The organism is Nocardioides carbamazepini, from assembly GCF_024614185.1.
Classification (GTDB): Bacteria; Actinomycetota; Actinomycetes; order Propionibacteriales; family Nocardioidaceae; genus Nocardioides; species Nocardioides carbamazepini.
Genome location: NZ_JAHTLF010000023.1, coordinates 29,305 through 47,423, shown reverse-complemented (window position 1 = coordinate 47,423; position 18,119 = coordinate 29,305). Strand labels below are relative to the sequence as shown.

The 18,119-nt window shown below is 71.8% G+C and carries 17 protein-coding genes; 7 read left to right on the top strand and 10 right to left on the bottom strand.

The genetic code is table 11. From position 1 onward, the window contains the following. Positions 1-68 precede the first annotated feature (68 nt). A complete protein-coding gene (locus KVF89_RS24505; RefSeq protein ID WP_257429436.1) occupies positions 69-611 on the top strand; it encodes a MarR family winged helix-turn-helix transcriptional regulator in 543 nt (180 codons plus the stop codon). Positions 612-619: 8 nt separating this feature from the next. Here KVF89_RS24505 and KVF89_RS24500 read toward each other — a convergent pair whose 3' ends face one another. Genes KVF89_RS24500 through KVF89_RS24465 form a run of 8 tightly spaced genes read right to left on the bottom strand, consistent with a single transcriptional unit; the run spans position 620 to position 9,589 of the window. Then, positions 620-1,687, bottom strand: a complete 1,068-nt coding sequence (locus KVF89_RS24500) for a sugar phosphate isomerase/epimerase family protein (RefSeq protein WP_257429434.1) — start codon at positions 1,685-1,687, stop codon at positions 620-622. Next, positions 1,674-3,170 (bottom strand): FAD-binding oxidoreductase, encoded by a 1,497-nt coding sequence (locus tag KVF89_RS24495; RefSeq protein WP_257429432.1) that lies wholly within the window; start codon positions 3,168-3,170, stop codon positions 1,674-1,676. Before KVF89_RS24495 ends, KVF89_RS24500 begins: the two co-directional genes overlap by 14 nt. Continuing rightward, positions 3,167-4,255, bottom strand: a complete 1,089-nt coding sequence (locus tag KVF89_RS24490) for a sugar phosphate isomerase/epimerase family protein (RefSeq protein ID WP_257429429.1) — start codon at positions 4,253-4,255, stop codon at positions 3,167-3,169. Before KVF89_RS24490 ends, KVF89_RS24495 begins: the two co-directional genes overlap by 4 nt. Next, the gene (locus tag KVF89_RS24485) at positions 4,252-5,079 is read right to left on the bottom strand and encodes an ATP-binding cassette domain-containing protein (protein ID WP_257429427.1); all 828 of its coding nucleotides are present in this window, start codon (positions 5,077-5,079) and stop codon (positions 4,252-4,254) included. Before KVF89_RS24485 ends, KVF89_RS24490 begins: the two co-directional genes overlap by 4 nt. Beyond that, a complete protein-coding gene (locus KVF89_RS24480) occupies positions 5,076-6,098 on the bottom strand; it encodes an ABC transporter ATP-binding protein (protein ID WP_257429425.1) in 1,023 nt (340 codons plus the stop codon). The genes KVF89_RS24485 and KVF89_RS24480 overlap by 4 nt, the downstream gene beginning before the upstream one ends. Positions 6,099-6,112: 14 nt before the next feature. After that, positions 6,113-6,976, bottom strand: coding sequence for an ABC transporter permease (locus tag KVF89_RS24475; RefSeq protein WP_257429424.1), 864 nt, complete (start codon positions 6,974-6,976; stop codon positions 6,113-6,115). Continuing rightward, complete coding sequence (locus KVF89_RS24470) at positions 6,973-8,013, bottom strand: ABC transporter permease (protein ID WP_257429422.1); 1,041 nt, start codon at positions 8,011-8,013, stop codon at positions 6,973-6,975. Before KVF89_RS24470 ends, KVF89_RS24475 begins: the two co-directional genes overlap by 4 nt. Before the next feature lie 7 nt (positions 8,014-8,020). After that, the gene (locus KVF89_RS24465) at positions 8,021-9,589 is read right to left on the bottom strand and encodes an ABC transporter substrate-binding protein (RefSeq protein ID WP_257429420.1); all 1,569 of its coding nucleotides are present in this window, start codon (positions 9,587-9,589) and stop codon (positions 8,021-8,023) included. Between the two features lie 223 nt (positions 9,590-9,812). Between KVF89_RS24465 and KVF89_RS24460 the strand changes: the two genes are divergently transcribed. After that, positions 9,813-11,030 (top strand): aminopeptidase P family protein, encoded by a 1,218-nt coding sequence (locus tag KVF89_RS24460; protein WP_257429419.1) that lies wholly within the window; start codon positions 9,813-9,815, stop codon positions 11,028-11,030. Between the two features lie 3 nt (positions 11,031-11,033). After that, positions 11,034-11,717, top strand: a complete 684-nt coding sequence (locus KVF89_RS24455) for a GntR family transcriptional regulator (protein ID WP_257429417.1) — start codon at positions 11,034-11,036, stop codon at positions 11,715-11,717. 27 nt (positions 11,718-11,744) lie between these two features. Here the strand turns inward: KVF89_RS24455 and KVF89_RS24450 are convergent, their stop codons facing one another. Further along, the gene (locus KVF89_RS24450) at positions 11,745-12,398 is read right to left on the bottom strand and encodes a GntR family transcriptional regulator (RefSeq protein WP_257429416.1); all 654 of its coding nucleotides are present in this window, start codon (positions 12,396-12,398) and stop codon (positions 11,745-11,747) included. A gap of 38 nt (positions 12,399-12,436) precedes the next feature. Next, on the bottom strand, positions 12,437-13,384 hold the full coding sequence (locus tag KVF89_RS24445) for a carbamate kinase (protein WP_257429414.1): 948 nt from the start codon (positions 13,382-13,384) through the stop codon (positions 12,437-12,439). Positions 13,385-13,533: 149 nt separating this feature from the next. Between KVF89_RS24445 and KVF89_RS24440 the strand changes: the two genes are divergently transcribed. From KVF89_RS24440 to KVF89_RS24425, 4 genes are read left to right on the top strand one after another with little or no spacing between them, the layout of a single operon-like run. Beyond that, positions 13,534-14,502, top strand: a complete 969-nt coding sequence (locus tag KVF89_RS24440; protein ID WP_257429412.1) for an oxamate carbamoyltransferase subunit AllH family protein — start codon at positions 13,534-13,536, stop codon at positions 14,500-14,502. Then, on the top strand, positions 14,499-15,116 hold the full coding sequence (locus KVF89_RS24435) for an ankyrin repeat domain-containing protein (protein WP_257429410.1): 618 nt from the start codon (positions 14,499-14,501) through the stop codon (positions 15,114-15,116). Before KVF89_RS24440 ends, KVF89_RS24435 begins: the two co-directional genes overlap by 4 nt. Beyond that, the gene (gene fdrA, locus KVF89_RS24430) at positions 15,113-16,663 is read left to right on the top strand and encodes an acyl-CoA synthetase FdrA (RefSeq protein WP_257429408.1); all 1,551 of its coding nucleotides are present in this window, start codon (positions 15,113-15,115) and stop codon (positions 16,661-16,663) included. Before KVF89_RS24435 ends, fdrA begins: the two co-directional genes overlap by 4 nt. Further along, positions 16,660-18,105 (top strand): YlbE family protein, encoded by a 1,446-nt coding sequence (locus tag KVF89_RS24425; RefSeq protein ID WP_257429406.1) that lies wholly within the window; start codon positions 16,660-16,662, stop codon positions 18,103-18,105. The genes fdrA and KVF89_RS24425 overlap by 4 nt, the downstream gene beginning before the upstream one ends. Positions 18,106-18,119: the final 14 nt, after the last annotated feature.

The window sequence follows — 18,119 nt, the reverse complement described above, 5'->3', positions numbered from 1 at the left end:
TGCTTAGATACTAACTGTCAAGCATGTTGCCTAGAAGAAGTCGGCGAGGCGTCGCTAGCATCCCCGTCATGGCTCACCAGGACGCTGACGTCCCCGACGACTCCGCCGGCTCCGCTCTCTCCGACGTCGACCGGTTCGTCCAGCAGTGGCGCGAGCAACGCCCCGACCTCGACCCGTCGCCGATCGCGCTCTTCGGTCGCGTGCACCGGGTCTACCTGCGCTACCAGGCGGTCATCACGAAGTGCTTCGAGGACTTCGGGCTCAACCCGGCGTCCTTCGACGTGCTCGCGGCGCTGCGGCGGGCGGGCGCGCCGTACCGGATGACCGGCACCGAGCTGGCCGCCGAGTCGCTGCTCTCCTCGGCCGGCATCACCTTCCGGCTCGACAAGCTGGAGCAGGCCGGGCTGATCACGCGCATCCGGGACACCCAGGACCGACGGGTGGTCCACTCCCAGCTCACCCCCGAGGGCCTGGCCCTCATCGACGAGGCCATCGCCGCGCACCTCGACAACGAGCACCGGCTGCTGGCCGGCGTCGACGACGCCGACGCCGACCAGCTCGCCGCGCTGCTGCAGCGCCTGGAGGACTCGATCCTGGCCGCGCGGCAGTAGCCGGCGCGTCACTCCGGGCCCGCCCCGATCCGCGCGGCGGCGGCGCGCAGGTGGGCGACGCTGTCGAGCACGAACTGCTGGCGCTCGGCGTCGTCGGCCGGCTCGGCCAGGGAGGCGAGCGTGCGGCGCTCGCCGCGGGCGACCGCCGCCTCGTACCCGCGGGCGAGCCGGACCAGCTCCGCCAGCTCCACGGTGGTCATGTCCGGCTGCCCGGCGTGCCACAGCGGGTCGTGGATCGGGATCGGCAGCTGGAAGCGGCGGCCCATGATCCCCTCGATGGACAACGCCCGGCGGGGCGCCACGAGGAGCGCCGACAGCAGCGCCGACCAGTCGATGACGCCCTGCCCGCAGGGCGCCAGCACCCGGCACAGCCCCTGGTCGGTGAAGAAGAGCGCGCCGTCGCGCACATGCGTCTGCCGCGTGTACGGCGCCACCCGGTGCGCGGCCGCGACCGGATCCTCGCCGCGGATCAGCACGTTCGCGGTGTCGAAGGTGATCCCGAACGCGTCCGGCCCACCCTCCTCCACGAGCCGGACCAGCTCGAAGGTCGTGATCTCCTCGTGCGTCTCGATGTTGAGGTGCGAGCCGTGCGCGCGCAGGACGGGAGCGAGCTCGGCCATCACCTTCGCGGTCGCCCTCAGCTGGTCGTGCCAGGTGACGTCGGTGCGGTACCGGTCGCAGGCGAGCCGGCCGGCCAGGTCGAACTTGTAGTTCGCGGTGGCCGCCCAGATCTCGTGGATTCCCGCGGCCGCGCAGGCCGCCACGATCCGCTCGATGCCGAACAGGTAGTCGCCGTCGCCGAGGGCCCGGATCTCCGGCGCCTCCGGGGCCGCGAAGGGGTTGATCTTCGCGGCCCCGACCTCGAGGTACAGGTCGAGGTCGTCGGCCTGTTGACGCAGGGCGGCGAGCTCACCGACGTCCAGGGTGGGACTGAGCTCGAGGGCGGACCTGAAGAAGACACCCTCCAGGCCGACCTTCGCCGCACGCTCCAGCAGCCAGGCCGCGTCGGTGCCCTCGGGAGCGGGGAACTTCGAGCTGTCGGTCCCGATCCGGAAGGCCGGCTCAGGCACCGGCATCGGCGGTTCCCCCACCTGCGCTGTCCGCGTCGTCCGCGTCGTCCGTGTGGTCCGACAGGTCCACGAGACCGCGGCGGAACACGTTGTGCGGGTCGTACTCCCGCTTCACGGCCACCAGCCGGTCGTACTTGTCGCCGTAGGCGTAGCGGGCGGCCGACTCGTCGCCGGCCACGCTGGTGAAGTTGATGTAGGTGCCGTTCTTGTAGGGGTCCATCTCCGCGTCGAACGCCGACACCCAGTCCATCAGCTCCGGCGCCTCCGACGGGAACTCCCACTCGGCACCCGCGCTCGCCATGAACCTCGCCGAGGTGCGGTCGCTGGTCGAGGTCGCCATCGGGTCGACCCGCGCCGCCTGTCCGCCGCGAGGGTAGAGCTGGTAGGGACACGCGAAGTGGGGCGCGATCGTCGAGCGGGCCTGCAGCGGTCGGCCGGGATACGCGTCCGACCACTTGAGCACGGTCTCGATCGCCTCGTCGGGGAACTCGTTGAGCATGCTGTTCTTCCAGTAGCGGCGCACGCCGTACCGGAAGTCGTCGTCGCACGCACCTTGGAGCTCGACGTGCGGCAGCTGGTACTCGGTCTGCCAGACCGGCGATCCCGCGCCCATCATGTCGTCGGTGAGCCGGCGGCCCTCCTCGGCGTCGCCCCAGTGGATGGTGGCGACCGAGACGACCTGGCTGCCGCGGTACTTCGCGGGCACGACGGTCCAGAAGTCCGGCACCTCCACGGTCCGGGCATAGGTGACGACGTTGTCCTCGGCGTCGTAGCTCCAGTCGCGGAAGTGCTGCAGGACGCGCTTGCGGTCCTCGCCGACGTAGAACGCCTGGCGCACGTTGGCCTTCATCGTGAACGGCGTGTAGCGGAAGGTGAACTTGGTCGCGATGCCGTAGTTGTGGCCCGCGCCGCGCACCGCCCAGAACAGCTCCGGGTGCTCGTTCTCGTTGACGGTGAGGATCCGGCCGTCGGCGACGACGAACTCCACCTCGACGACGTGGTCGGTGGTGAGCCCGTACATCCGCGACAGATAGCCGGTCCCGCCGCCGAGGGTCAGCCCGGCGACGCCGGTGTGCGACACCGTGCCCGCCGGTACGACGACGCCGTGCTCGGCGCACGCGCGGTCGAGGTCGCCCAGCCGGCAGCCGGCACCGGCCGTGACCGTCCCGGTCTCGTGGTCGAAGCTGACGTCCTTCATCGGGCCCGTGTCGAGCAGCACCGCACCGTCGATGACGGCGGTGCCGGCGAGGTTGTGCCCTCCGCCGCGGACGGTGACCTCGTGACCGTTCGCGAGCGACCAGGTCAACGCCCTGGACACGTCCTGGGCGGTCCGGCACAGGACGACCGCCGCCGGGCTGCGGTCGATGTCGGCGTTCCAGACGTGCCGCTCCAGGTCGTAGTGCCGCTCGCCGGGCAGGATCACGGGGCAGTCGACGGCGCTCTTGAGCCCGGCGAGGTCCGCCTGCGTGGCGTTCGCGGTCGTGCTCATCGGATGTACTCCTTCATGGGTGGGGTGTGGTCTCCGGCAGCGGTCACGCTGCGGAGGTGCCCGGCACTTCGGCGGAGGAAGTCCTCCCGCATGAACAGCCCGCCCGCCCGCAGCGTCGCTGCGTCGGGTCGGTCGAATGAGCGGACGTGGTGCTCATAGGCACCGACGCAGTCGAGGACCGCGCCAAGCTCGTGGGGATCCAGGTCCGGATGCGCGGCCCGCCAGCGCGGGTCGTCGGACCAGATCTGCATGGCCGGCTGGTGCGGACCGGCCGGCTCGACCGTGAGATGGAGACCGGGCCGGGCCTCGAGCAGGACGCCGAGCACCGCGGCCCAGTCAATCACGCCCTCGCCGCAGGGGACGAGATAGCGGTCGGGGGCATCCGGCCCCGGGACGATCGCGACGTCGCGCAGGTGGCACATCCGGGTGTACGGCGCCACGCGACGGGCTGCCGCCTCGGCGGTCTCGCCGTGCACGTAGACGTTCCCGCTGTCGAAGGTGATCCCGATGACGTCGGGCCCGACCGCCTCGACCAGGCGCACCACGTCAAGCGTGGTGATCTCCTCGTGGGTCTCGAGGTTGAGGTGCGAACCGCACGCCCGCAGGACCGGGGCGAGCCGGGCGAGCAGCCGCTCCGTCGCCGCCAGCTGGTCGGTCCACGGGGCGTCGCGCCGGTAGCGGTCGTTCTTGTGGAGTCCCGGCAGCCCGGCCTGGAAGTTGCCGGTTGCGGTCCACAGCTCGTGGCAGCCGATCGCGGCCGCGGCCTCGATCATCCGCTCCATGCCGGCCAGGTAGCTGCCGTCGCCGAGCCTGCGGATCTCCGGCAGCTCCGCGGTCATGTACGGGTTGACCTTGCCGACGCCGAGCTCGAGGTAGAGGCCGAGCCCGGCGGCCGTGTCGGCGACCTCGCGCAGCAACCCCGCGTCGAGGGTGGGCGAGAGCTCGTAGAGCGTGCGGAGCAGGACACCGTCCAGCCCCTGCGCCGCGGTGTCCGCGAGCACCTGCTGCCAGGGCGCGTCGACGGCGCCCTTGAGGGCGCGGTGCGGCGAGGGCAGCTTGACGTCGGCGCCCACCGGGGCACTCATGCCGACCTCCGGTCCACGGCCGCGGCAGCGCGGCGGGCCCGGTCGCGCTCGGGGTCGGGGATCGGGATCGCGGCGAGCAGGCTCTTGGTGTAGTCGTGCCGGGGCCGGTCGAAGACGTCGGCGCACGCGCCGTCCTCCACCACGACACCGTGCTGCATCACCATCACCTCGTGGCACAGGTGGCGCACCAGTGCGAGGTCGTGCGCGACGAAGACGACCGCGAGGCCCAGCTGCTGCTGCATGTCGAGCAGCAGGTTGACGACCTGCGCCTGGACCGAGACGTCGAGGGCCGAGACCGGCTCGTCGCAGACCAGCACGCGCGGTCCGACGGCGAGCGCCCGGGCGATCGCGATCCGCTGCCGCTGGCCACCCGAGAACGACCGCGGGAAGCGCTCCAGGATCGTGGCGTCCAGGCCGACGAGCTCGAGCACCTCGACCACGCGGTCGCGACGACCCTGCTTCGAGGCGGCCGCGCGGTGGATGTCCAGCCCCTCGCCGACGATCGTCTCGACGGTCATCCGGGGGTTCAGGCTGGAGTACGGGTCCTGGAAGACCATCTGGACGTCGCGGCGGAAGCTGCGCCGCATCTCGCGGTCCGCGCCGGCGAGCGGCACGCCGTCGAAGAGGACCTCGCCCGCGTCGGCCCGCTCCAGGCCGACGACGCAGCGCAGCGTCGTCGACTTGCCGCTGCCGGACTCGCCGACGATGCCGAGGATCGCCCCCGGCCCGACGCTGAAGCTCACGTCGTCGACCACGCGTCGCGCGTCCCGGCGTGGCCCGAAGGACTTGGTCAGGCCGCGCGCCGCCAGGATCGGCCCGCTCATCGGGCCCCCTCCCCCGCCATCGCGAGCGGGTGGTGACAGGCGACGTCGGCGCCGCCGATGGGGCGGACCTCCGGACGGTCCCGGGTGCAGTCCGCCTCGGCCCGCGCGCAGCGCGGGTGGAAGGCGCAGCCACCGGGTCGCGACGTCGGCTGCGCGGGGCTGCCGGCGATCGGGGCGAGGGCGCCGTCCCGGTCGACGCGAGGCACGGAGGCGAGCAGCCCGGACGTGTAGGGGTGGCGCGGCGTTCGGTAGAGCTCGCTGACCGGACCGGTCTCGACGCCGCGGCCGGCGTACATCACGGCGACCCGGTCGGCGAAGCCGGCGACGAGGCCGAGGTCGTGGGTGATCAGCACGACGCCCATGCCGAGCTCGGCGACGAGCGAGTCGATGAGGGAGAGCACCTGCTCCTGCACCCGGACGTCGAGCGCGGTGGTCGGCTCGTCGGCGATCAGCAGGTCCGGATGGGCCACGATCGCCATCGCGAGGCAGACCCGCTGGCGCATGCCGCCCGAGAACTCGTGCGGATAGGCCCGCATCCGGCGCGCGGCGTCCGGGATGCCCAGCTTGTCGAGGGTCTCGACCGAGCGGCGCCGGGCCTCTGCCCGGCCGATCCCGTGGACGCGCAGCGACTCCATGACCTGGCTGCCGATGGTCCGCACCGGGTTGAGCGTGGTCATCGGGTCCTGCAGCATCAGCCCGATCCGGCTGCCGCGACGGGCCCGCATCTCCGCGTCGCCGAGGGCGAGCAGGTCGGTGCCGTCGAGGAGCACCCGGCCGCTGACCGACGCCCGGTGGTCGAGGCGGAGCAGGGCGCGGGCCGTCACGGACTTGCCCGATCCGGACTCGCCGACGAGGGCCACCCGCTCGCCCCGGGCGACGGTCAGGTCGAAGCCGGAGACGATCTCCACCGGACCGCCGATGCCGGGGTAGCTGACCGTCAGGTCCCTCACCTCGAGGAGGGGACGGGGTGCGAGGTCCTCGCCCGTTGCCGGGACGGGTACCTCCACGTTGAGGCTCACGATGTCGAGACCTTTCATGTCAGGGCCGCGTCGGGGTGGTTGCGGGTGCGCAGGGAGTCGCCGCTGATCGCGAAGGCCAGCGCGGTGAGGGTGATCAGCAGGCCGGGGACCACCGAGATCCACCAGGCGCTGGTGAGATAGCGGGCACCGGTCTCGACCATGGCGCCCCATTCGGCGCTCGGCGGCTGTGCGCCGGCACCGACGAAGGACAGGCCGGCCATGATCAGCGTGGCGCCGCCGATCTCCAAGGTGGCCTGCACGTAGACGCCGTCGAGCGAGTTGGGCAGGACGTGACGCAGCATCACCCGCCACCGGCTGGCACCGAGGACGCGGGCGGCCTCGACATAGGGCGAGGTGATCACCGTGCGCATCTCGGCCCTGGCGATGCGGGCGAAGCCGGGCCACCAGGCCACGACCATCGCGATGACCGCCGAGCGCAGGCTCGGGCCGAGGGCGACGGCGACGCCGAGCGCCATGACCATGACGGGCAGCGACAGGGTGATGTCGCAGAAGCGCATCACGACGTCGTCGACCCAGCGGCCGCCGATCGTCGCGACGCAGGCCACCAGGATGCCGATCGCGGCGGCGCCGGCGACGGCCAGGAGCGCTCCGAGGATCGAGGACCGGGCACCTGCCAGCGCCCGGCTCAGCACGTCGCGGCCGAGGCCGTCGGTGCCGAGCAGGTGGCCGCCGGACGGCGCCTGGAGCGCCTGGCCGAGGTCGACGGCGTACGGGTCGTGCGGAGTGAGCAGCGGCCCGAGGATCGCGAGCCCGAGGAGCAGCACCACGGTGCCGTAGGCGATCCGGTCCAGCCACGGGAGCCGGCGGCGTGTACGGCGCACCCGCGGCACGGCGTGGGTGGTGGCGACGGTGGTCATGCGGTGGCCCTCCGGGTCTCGAGGAGGCGGACCCGGGGGTCCGCGGCGAGCTGGACGAGGTCGACGACGAGGCCGACGAAGGTGACGATCACGCCGACGACGAGCACCATGCCGATGACCGCGAAGGTGTCCTTCTGCGCGACCGCCTGGGTCAGGTAGCTGCCGAATCCCGGGCGGCTGAAGACGGTCTCCACCATCACCGCGCCGCCCATCATCCAGCCGACCTGCAGGCCGATCAGTGTGGTGACCGGCGCGACGGAGTTGCGGAGGCCGTGCTGCAGGAGGACGGTGCGCTCCCGCGCGCCCTTGGCCCGCGCCGCCGTCACGTGGTCGGCCTCGAGCGCGGTCACCATCGAGCCCCGCACGACGCGGATGACGAACGACATGAACGGGATCGCGAGCACCGCCGCGGGCAGGACGAGGTGCGCGAGCGCGTCGGAGAACGCCGCGAGGTCCCCGGCGAGCAGGCTGTCGACGGTGAGGAAGCCGGTGCGGCGCGGCACCTCGACGCCGAGCGTCGAGACCCCGGAGATCGGCACCGCACCGAGCTGCCGTCCGATCGTCGTCTGCGCGATCATGGCCAGCCAGAAGGTCGGCAGCGCCCCGCAGAAGATCGCGGTGAGCCGCACCGCGTTGTCGGTGCGGGTCCGGTGCCGGGCCGCGGCCCACACACCGAGGGGGACGCCGCAGGTCAGGTTGATGACCATCGCGAGCCCGACCAGCTCCATGGTGTAGGGGATGAGCTGCTGCAGGTCGCCCAGCACCGGCTGGAAGGTGAAGATGGACGTGCCGAGGTCGCCGTGGAGCAGCCGTCCCAGATAGCTGACGTACTGGTGGAGGACCGACTCGTCCAGGCCCAGCCGCTGGCGCACGACCTCCACCTGCTCGGGGGTGGCCGTGACGCCGGCGGCGGCCTGCGCCTCGTCGCCCGGGATCGCCTTGATCAGGAGGAAGACGATGGTGACGACCCCCCACAGGGTCGTGGCCAGCAGCGCGAGCCTTCGCGCGAGATACCGGGCGAGAAGCGACTTCTCCATCAGCCGATCAGTCCTCGATCTTGTAGGTCTGCGGCATGTAGCCGGTGTGGGCGGGATAGAGCTCGACGCCGGAGACGGTCTTCGGCACGACGACCGTGGTCACCTCGTCGGCGACGGGCATCGAGGCCGAGTCGTCGACGAGCCGCTGCTCGACCTCCTCGTAGATCTCGCAGCGCGCGTCGTCGTCGCCCATCGCGTTCGCCCGGTCGAGGAGCTCGTCGATCTCCGGGTCGGCGTACTGCCCGAAGTTGGTGGAGGTCTCCCGGAACTTCGAGTGGTAGCGCGTGGTGAGCAGGCTCCCGACGTCCGGCGTCGGCGGGTTGTCCCAGATCACGGCCATGTCCGGGGTGGTGGTGATGGCGCCGAGCGACTCGATGTAGGTGGGGTAGTCGACCGTCTTGAGCTTCACGGTGACCCCGAGGTCGCGCAGGACCGACTGCAGCGCGGTCGCCGCGTCCGCCTGCTCGGCGAAGACCGACTGGTAGGCCAAGGTCAGCTCCTTGCCGCTCGCGGCCAGGTCGGACAGCAGCGTGCGCGCCTGGTCGAGGTCCTGCTCGAAGGGGGCGATCTCCGGCCGGCAGTCCATCACCGCGGGCGCGACGCCGCTCGCGACCGAGCCGTGGCCGCCGAGGATCGTGGCGACGTGGGCCTGGTAGTCGTAGGCGTGCCGGATCCCCTCGCGGACCTTGGGGTCGTCGAACGGCGCCCGCTGGGTGTTGAAGTAGACGTAGAGGCCCTGCGCCTTGGCGAGCTCCACCGAGGTCAGCTGGTCCTGCTCGAGCACGGCCTGCAGGTCCTGGGGCTCGATGCCGTCGGCCACGTCGATGTTGCCGGCCAGCATCTCCTCGCGCTGCGTGGAGCTCTCGGGGATCAGCCGGTAGACGATCTTCTCGGGAGCGTCCTCGTTGACGGCACCGGTGAAGTCGTCGTACCTGCTGAAGATGATCTGGCGGTTGGGCTTGAAGTCGTCGAGCGTGTACGGGCCGCTGCCCGCCTCGTTGGACGCGAGCCACGACTGTCCCTGGTCGTCGCCGGCGTTCTTCTCCACCAGCGCGGAGTTGACGATGTAGACCTTGGCGAGGCCGCCGAGGAAGAGGGACGAGGGGCTGAGCAGGTTGATCTTGATCTCCGTGTCGCTGACGACCTCGGCCGACTCGTAGTCCGAGAGGAACTGGGCGACACCGACGCCGAGCGCCTTGGCCCGGTCGAAGGTGTACTTGACGTCCTCGGCGGTGACCGGCGCGCCGTCGTGGAAGGCCGCGCCGTCGCGCAGCGTGAAGGTCACCGAGTGGGCGTCCTCGGCGACGGTCCAGTCGGTCGCGAGGCGGCCCTGGAGGGTGCCGTCGGGGTCGTAGTCGACGAGGGACTCGTACATCGGCACCACCGACTGGTCGACGGTGCTGTTGTCCGCCAGCACCGGGTCGATGCTGGGCACCGTGCCGTCCACGCCGAAGGTGAGGGTCGTGTCGCCGTCAGCGCCCGGGCCGCTGGGATCGGCAGCACAGGCGGTGACGGTCCCCAGCGCGAGGGCGGCCAGGCCGAGGCCGAGCGCCCTCTTCGTTCGAAACGTGCTCACTCCGTGCTCCTTCTTGTTCGGGTCGGCCTGTGAGCCACCTCACGTGACCTGTATACATACAACACCACATCCACCGGCAGGCAGACAAGGCTTCCATGTAAATTTCTAATGTCTTAAACATCTGCTTCCCGCTTGGTACGGTGGCTTTGGGCGCGAATCGGGCCGTACCGGCCGACAGCGCACCCAGGCCCGCAGAACCCATTTGGTATACGAGGAGACGATCGTGACCGAGTTCCCCACCCTGACGACCACCGAGCGGGACCGGCGCTACGCGTCCGTCCGCGCCCTCATGGACCGAGTCGGCGTCGACGCCGTGCTCGTCTCGGGACAGGGACGCGACCAGCTCGACCGCTACCTGACCAACGAGGGCACCCGCAGCTACTGCGTCCTCCCCCGGCACGGCAACCCGGTCTCCGTCGTACCCACCGGCAACATCACCCTCGGCCGGTACGACGAGCCCGGCGGCCGCTACGAACGCTGGGTCGCCGACCAGCGGCTCACCCGGCCCGGCCACCAGCTCGGCGACGTCCTCGCCGACCTCGGGCTCACCGCCGCCACCATCGGCGTGGTCGGGCTGCGCAGCCGCGCACCGGCCAGCGTCGCCGGCACCATCCCGTTCGGCACGTGGCAGCGGGTCGTCGATCGCCTCCCCGAGGCGAGGTTCGTCGACCTGCACGCCGAGTTCGAGCAGCTGATGCTCGTGCACAGCGAGGCGGAGCTGGCGATGATCCGGCACTCCGCGGTGATCGGCGAGGCCGCGTGCGCGGCGATGATCGCCGCAGCCGGCGCCGGCGTACGGGAGTCGGAGATCGTCGCCGCCGGGATGCAGTCGGTGACCGCCGCCGGGGGACTGTGGCTCAACGGCCCGCAGCGCAGCGGAGCCGAGCGGCTCGGCTGGGCCGGCGCCGACTGGCTCTGGATGGGCGGCGGCTCGCGGGTCCTCGACAAGGGAGACGTCTTCGGCGCCGAGCTCTTCACGCTCTACGGCGGCTTCGAGTCCCAGCAGCAGGTGGAGATCTCGATCGGCCGGCCCGACGACGTGCATCGCCGGCTCGAGGAGGTCGCCGTCGATGCCTACCGGCGCGGTGTGGAGTACCTGCACGTGGGCGGTACCTTTGCCGAGCTGTGCGAGGTGATGGAGAAGCCGCTACGGGAGGCAGGTGCCTGGAACATGGGACCCGTCGTGCAGACCGTGTCGCCCGTGATCTACAACGGGGCGACCCACGTCGGACTCGACCGGCAGACCGGCCTGGCCGGCGTACCGCTCCCCCACACGTCGCCGCGCGACGGCGACTTCGTGATCGAGTCGGGCATCGCCTTCGCGTTCGAGCCCAACGCCTGCCAGGACCGCTCACGGGTGAGCATCGGGGGCACGGTGATCGTGACCGATGACGGCGTGGAGGAGCTCAACGCGCTCTGCCTCCAGGTCAACGTGGTGTAGGCGATGCTCGACATCCATCACCCCGACGGGGACGACGACCTCAACGACGACCTGCTCGTCGACCGCATCTACGCCGAGCTCGTGGAGCGGATCGTCTCCGGCGCCGTCGCGCCCGGCGAGCGACTGCGGGAGACCCACGTCGCCGACCTGCTCGACGTCTCCCGGGTGCCTGTCCGCGAGGCCCTTCGGCGCCTCGAGTTCGACGGCCTGGTCGAGATCCGGCCGCGCCGCGGCGCGACCGTACGGCAGCTGACGATCGCCGACGTCGAGGAGCTCTTCGACGTCCGCGAGGCGCTGGAGGTGCTGGTCGCCCGGCTGGCCGCCCGGCACATCTCCGAGCACGGGATCGCCCGGCTCGAGGAGGCGCTCGAGCGGACCGGGGGCGCCCACGAGACGGGCGACCAGCGGCGGATCGCGGCGGCCACCTCCCAGTTCCACGAGGTGATGCTCGAGCTCACGGGCAGCAGCCTCCTCAAGGCGCTGATGCGGGTGGTCTCGGGCCGCGTGCACTGGCTGTTCCGGCTCACCACCTTCCGCGGCGACCACGGACACCGGGCCGAGCACGACGCGCTGCTCGACGCGATCCGCAACGGCGACGAGGAGATCGCGGCGGCCCTGGCCTACGCCCACGTCGCCCGCGGGCGCCGGCCGACGCTGGAGGCACTGGGGAAGATGCTGGACGGCTGAGCCCCGCTCCCCTGGCGCGGTCGCGGCTCAGCCGTCCCGCAGCGCTCGCTGGTGCTCGGCCCGCTGCCGATGGCTGCTCGCGATGTGGGCGAGGACGAGGTCCTCGATGCCCGCGACGTCGCCGCCGGCGATGGCGTCGTACAGGACGTTGTGCTCCTCGCTGACGTGCAGGAGGTCGTCGTGCTGGCCGAGGAGCCAGCGCAGGCGACTGCGCATGGTCTGGGAGAGCTCACTGAGCAGGCGGTTGCCGGCCAGGTCGGTGACGATCTCGTGGAAGTCGGCGGCCGCGCGGCGGGCGGCGACGCGGTCGCCCGCGCGGGCACCGGCCAGCTCGGCCCCGAGCGCGTCACGGAGCCGAGCCAGGCCGGCCGTGGTCCGGCGCTGGGCGGCCAGGCGGAAGGTGAGGACCTCCAGGGCCGCGCGGACCTCGTCGAGCTCGGCGAGGTCCTCGGGCGAGAACTCACGCACGATCGCCCAGGTGTGGGGGCGCAGCGTCACGAGCCCCTCGGCGTCGAGCAGGGTCAGGGCCTCGCGGACCGGGACCCGGCTGACGCCGAACTCCGTGGCCAGGTCGCGCTCGACGAGCTTGCTGCCCGGCGCGCGCTCCCCGTCGATGATCTGGTTGCGGAGCCAGTCCGCGACGCGCGAGGACTCCTTGGGTCCCTCCGCAGCTCGACTCACCGTGCCCGCCTTCCGTTCGCGAGGACGAGGGTACGACGTCAGTCGCTCGGCCGGCGCTCGAGGAAGAGGATGCCCTCGTCCAGGGACGGCACGATCTCGGTGCCGACCTTGCGGGCGAGCAGGTCGTCGAGGCGGTCCAGGGGACCGATCAGGACCCGGCCGCCGGCGCGGGCGACGCGGATCGCGGCGTCCACCTTCGGCTGCATCGAGCCCTCGGCGAAGGCCAGCTTCGCGATCGCGTCGGCCGAGGCGGTGACGATGTCGCGCTGCTCGGGCGTGCCCCAGCTCTCGCTCACGTAGTCGCCGTCGGTGAGCATGATCAACACGTCGGCACCGATCTCGACGGCCAGCGCGGCGCTCGCCTGGTCCTTGTCGACGACGGCCTGGACCCCGACGTGGCGACCCAGGCTGTCGAGGCGGACGGGGACGCCGCCACCGCCGACGCACACGCACAGGGTGCCGCCCTCGAGCAGACGCCGGATGAGGGGCGCCTGGACGATCGCGAGCGGCCGCGGCGACGGGACCACGCGACGGAAGGCGGCGCCGTCCCTGGCGATCGTCCAGCGGTACGCCGCCGCGGCCTCGGCGGCGTCGTGCCCGGAGTACTGGGGGCCGATCAGCTTGGTGGGCCGGTCGAAGGCCGGGTCGTCCTCGGACACGACGGTCGTCGTGATGATGCCGGCGACCTCGCGCTCGCCCTCGACCGCGTTGGCGAGCTCCTGTTGCACGACATAGCCGATCATGCCCTGGGTCTCGGCGCCGAGGATGTCGAGCGGGTACGCCGCGACGTCCTGGTAGGCGAGGTTCTGCAGCGCCAGCAGGCCGACCTGCGGGCCGTTGCCGTGCGTGATCACCAGCTCGGCGGTGCGCGCCAGCGCGGCGAGCGCCTGGCAGGTGGAGCGGACGTTGGTTCGCAGGAACTCCGCCGTCATCGGCTCGCCTCGACGCGCCAGGGCGTTGCCGCCCAGCGCCACTACGACTCGCATGGACCTTCTCCTGCTCGATGGGGGTCGACCTTCTGGGATTCCGGGTGGTATACCATTTCTCGAAGAATGGTATACCAAAATGGTCGGGAACGGGGCGCTCACCGAGTCCCCTGACGAACCCCTCTGACGGCCCAGCGAAGGAGTCCCGGGTGACGGCGACAGCAGGAGAGCACGCGGGACGGCCGGTGGACGCCGTGTCCGTCGACGCCCGGCTCGCCGCTGCGCTGCCCATCGACGGCCGCACCGGCACCGTGCACTCCGTGCACGCGAGGGTCGTCAACCTGCGCACCCCCGACGGGCTGCTCTGCTGCCTGGCGAGCGACGAGCTCGACGACGCGCCGCGCACCGTGCTGATCGCCGCCGCCGACTGGGGGCGGATCGGGTGGCACCGCGACGACCCGGTCCGCTTCGGCCCCGCACTCACCCACGCGTACGACGGCACCACCGTCGTCCTCGCCGGCGCCACGCCCTGGCAGCCCTCCCCCGCCGACACGTCCGCCCTGACGCCCGACCTGCTGCGGCACGCCGCCGCCACGGTCGAGCGACATCTCCTCACCCCGGCCCACCGCACCCCGTTCGAGGTCGCGAGCGCCGACGAGCTGGGTCGTCGTACGACCGCGCTGGCCGACGCGATCCGGGGCGACGCCGCGACCGCCGTCACCGCCGCGGCCGCCCGGCTGGTCGGGCTGGGCGCCGGGCTCACCCCGAGCGGCGACGACCTGCTCACCGGGCTCGCCGTGCTCGCCGCCGCCGACGGGATGGCGCTCGGCCGGATCCGGCCGGCGCTCGCGGAGGCGGTCCTCGGCCATGCACCCCTGGAGGAGCGCACCACCGCCGTCAGCGCGGCCACGCTGACCGAGGCGGTCGCGGGACGCGCCCGCCAGCGGATCCACGACCTGGTCACCGCGCTCGTCAGCACGGGCGAGGCCGGCACTGCTGGCGGCGTCGGCTCCGGCGGCAGGTCGTCCCTGGTCGACGCCGTCCTGCGGGTACGCGCCATCGGGCACACCTCCGGCGCCGACATCCTCACCGGCCTCCGCCTCGGCCTCACCCTCGAGGCTGACCTGCGCGAGGCGAACCGCCTCGCGGCTCCCACCCACCCGAAGGAGAACTCGTGACCACACCCTCAGCCGACGAGCGGTACCTCGCCGCCGCGGCGACCGGCGACCTCGACGGCGTCCGCGCCGCTCTCGCCGACGGCGCGGACAAGGACGCCCGGGACCGGGAGGAGGCGAGCGCGATCCTCGCCGCCGCGAGGGGCAGGCACTACGACGTGGTCCGCTTCCTCATCGGCCAGGGCGTCGACATCGACGCGCAGGACCAGACCTGCTTCAACCCCTTCCTCCACGGCTGCATCCACGACGACCTCGAGCTGGTGAGGATCATGGTCGAGGCGGGCACCGACCTGAGGCGGCTCACCCGCTTCGGCGGCAACGGCCTCACCCCGGCCGCCGAGAAGGGCCACCTCGGGATCGTCCGCTACCTGCTCGAGCACACGGACATCAACGTCAACCTGACCAACACCCTCGGGTGGACCGCCCTGATCGAGACGATCATCCTCGGCGACGGCGGCCCGGTCCGCCAGCAGACCGCCGAGCTGCTGCTCGAGCACGGCGCCAAGCCCGGCCTGACGGACGAGTGGGGCATCACGCCCCTCGACCTCGCGCGCCAGCGCGGGTTCGACGATCTCGCCGCCGTGATCGAGCGCTACCTCGGAAAGGACCCGGAATGACCAGGTACGTCGACATCCGCAAGAACACCTACCTCGACTCCGTCTCGCTCATGTCCATGAGCACCAGGGCGAACGCCGTCGAAGGCGTCACCCGGGCCCTGCTCGGCATGGCGACGCCGATGAACAAGGAGGTGCTGCTCAACGTCGGCGTGCGGGACCCCGCCATCGACGCGGCCAGGCCCAGCGACCTGATGATCGTGATCGACGCTGCCGACGACCTCGTCGAGGACGCGATCGCGGCCGTCGACGAGATCCTCGCCCGCAGGAACGGCGCCGCCGAGAGCACCGCCGAGATCCGCCACCGCACGCTCGACGGCGCCTTCACCGAGGTCCCGGACAGCAACCTGGTGCTCATCTCGGTCAACGGCGCCTTCGCCGCCCGCGAGGCCCGCAAGGCGCTGGTCGCCGGCAAGCACGTGATGGTCTTCTCCGACAACGTGTCGGTCGAGGACGAGATCGAGCTCAAGGAGCTCGCCCACGACCGGGGCCTGCTCCTCATGGGCCCCGACTGCGGCACGGCGATCATCAACGGCACCGGCCTGGCCTTCGCCAACGCCGTCCGCCGCGGCTCGGTCGGCATCGTCGGCGCCTCGGGCACCGGCAGCCAGGAGATCGCCGTGCGCGTGCACGACTTCGGCGGCGGCGTCTCGCAGCTGATCGGCACCGGCGGTCGCGACCTGTCCGCCGAGGTCGGCGGCCTGATGATGATCGACGGCATCGAGGCCCTCGCGGCCGATCCCGCGACCGAGGTCATCGTGGTCGTCTCCAAGCCGCCGGCCGAGGAGGTCGCCGACAAGGTGCTCGGCGTCCTGGGAGGGGCCGGAAAGCCGGCCGTGGTCTGCTTCCTCGGCTCGCCGCGCACGGAGTCGGGCTACGCCGACGTGCAGCTGGTGTCGGGCACCAAGCCCGCCGCACTGGCCGCCGTCCTCGCCACCGGCGTCGATGAGTCGACGCTCGACCTGCACGCCCTCAACGTGCCGCTGATCGAGGAGGTCCGCGCCAGGCTGGCCCCCGAGCAGAAGTACGTCCGCGGCCTGTTCTGCGGCGGCACCCTCTGCGACGAGGCGATGTTCGCGGCCCTGGCGACGTACGACGACGTCTGGTCCAACATCCAGCGGGACCCGGCGTACGTCCTCGGCGCGACCGACGCCTCGCGCGGGCACACCTTCCTCGACCTGGGCGGCGACGACTTCACCGACGGCCGCCCGCACCCGATGATCGACCCGTCGCTGCGCCTGCAGCGCCTCGTCCGGGAGGCCGACGACCCCGAGGTCGGCGTCATCGCGATGGACTTCGTCCTCGGCTTCGGCGCCCACGAGGACCCGGTCGGCGTGACCATCCCCGCCATCGAGGAGGCGAAGGCCAAGGCCGCCGACCGCGGCCAGCACCTGGAGATCCTCGGCTACGTCCTCGGCACCGACCTCGACACCCCGGCCATCGCCGACCAGGTGGCGCAGCTCGAGGCCGCCGGCGTGACCATCGCCTCCTCCTCCACCAACCTCGGCCTGCTGGCCCGCGAATTCGTTGCGAAGGGTGACCACCGATGAGCATCACCAGCCTGTTCTCGACCGGTCTCAAGCCGGTCAACCTCGGTCTCGACATGTTCGCCGAGGACCTCACCGCCCAGGGCGTGGCGCCGGTCCGGATGGACTGGACCCCGCCGGGCGGCGGCGACCCGGAGATGATCGCGGCCCTCGGTCGCCTCGAGCGCCCCGAGGTCGCCGAGAGGATCGACACCGCCAACGAGGAGGCGGTCGGCCGCGTGCTCGCCGCGCAGCCCTTCCTCGAGGGCTTCGGCCAGGCGATCGACACCGTGCCCGGGATGACGAGGACGACCATCCTGCACGCCGGCCCCCCGATCACGTGGGAGCGGATGTCGGGCCCGATGAAGGGTGCCGTCACCGGCGCGCTCGTCTTCGAGGGTCTCGCGAAGGACCTCGACGAGGCCGCCGAGCTCGCCGGCTCGGGCGAGATCGCCTTCTCCCCCTGCCACGAGCACCAGTCGGTCGGCTCGATGGCCGGCGTCACCAGCGCGAGCATGTGGGTCCACAAGGTCACCAACCGCACCCACGGCAACACCGCCTACACGAACCTCTCCGAGCAGCTCTCGAAGATCCTGCGGTTCGGCGCCAACGACCGGTCGGTCATCGACCGGCTCAACTGGATGCGCGACGTCCTCGGCCCGGTCCTGGCCGCCGCGATGGAGCTCAACGAGGCCGGCCTCGACCTGCGCCTGCTCCTCTCCCAGGCGCTGCACATGGGCGACGAGGCGCACAACCGCAACGTGGCCGGCACGACCCTGCTGATCCAGGCGCTGACGCCGTACATCGTCGAGACCGACTTCTCCACCCAGGAGAAGCGAGAGGTCTTCGACTTCGTCGCGTCCTCGGACTACTTCTCCGGCCCGACCTGGATGGTCACCGCGAAGGCCGCCATGGACGCCGCCGCGGGCATCCAGGACTCCACCGTCGTCACGGCCATGTGCCGCAACGGCGTCGACTTCGGCATCCGCGTCGCGGGCACCGGCGACCGGTGGTTCACCGGTCCCGCGCAGCAGGTCGTCGGCCCGATGTTCGCCGGCTACACCCCGGCGGACTCCGGCCTCGACATGGGCGACTCGGCCATCACCGAGACCTACGGCATCGGCGGCTTCGCCATGGCCGCGGCCCCCGCCATCGTCGCCCTCGTCGGCGGCACCGTGCAGGAGGCGATGGGCCACTCGAGGACGATGAACGCCATCACCGCGGCCAACAACCCCAATGTCACCATCCCGGCACTGGACTTCATGGGCGTGCCGACCGGCATCGACGTCCGCAAGGTCATCGAGACCGGCGTCCTGCCGCTGATCAACACCGCGATCGCCCACAAGGACCCGGGCATCGGCATGATCGGCGCGGGCATCGTGCACCCGCCGATCGAGGCCTTCCAGCAGGCGATCATCACGCTCGCCGACACCGTCGGAGCGGAGTCGCGTCGCTCGGCTCCCTGAGTAGGTTGAGGAGC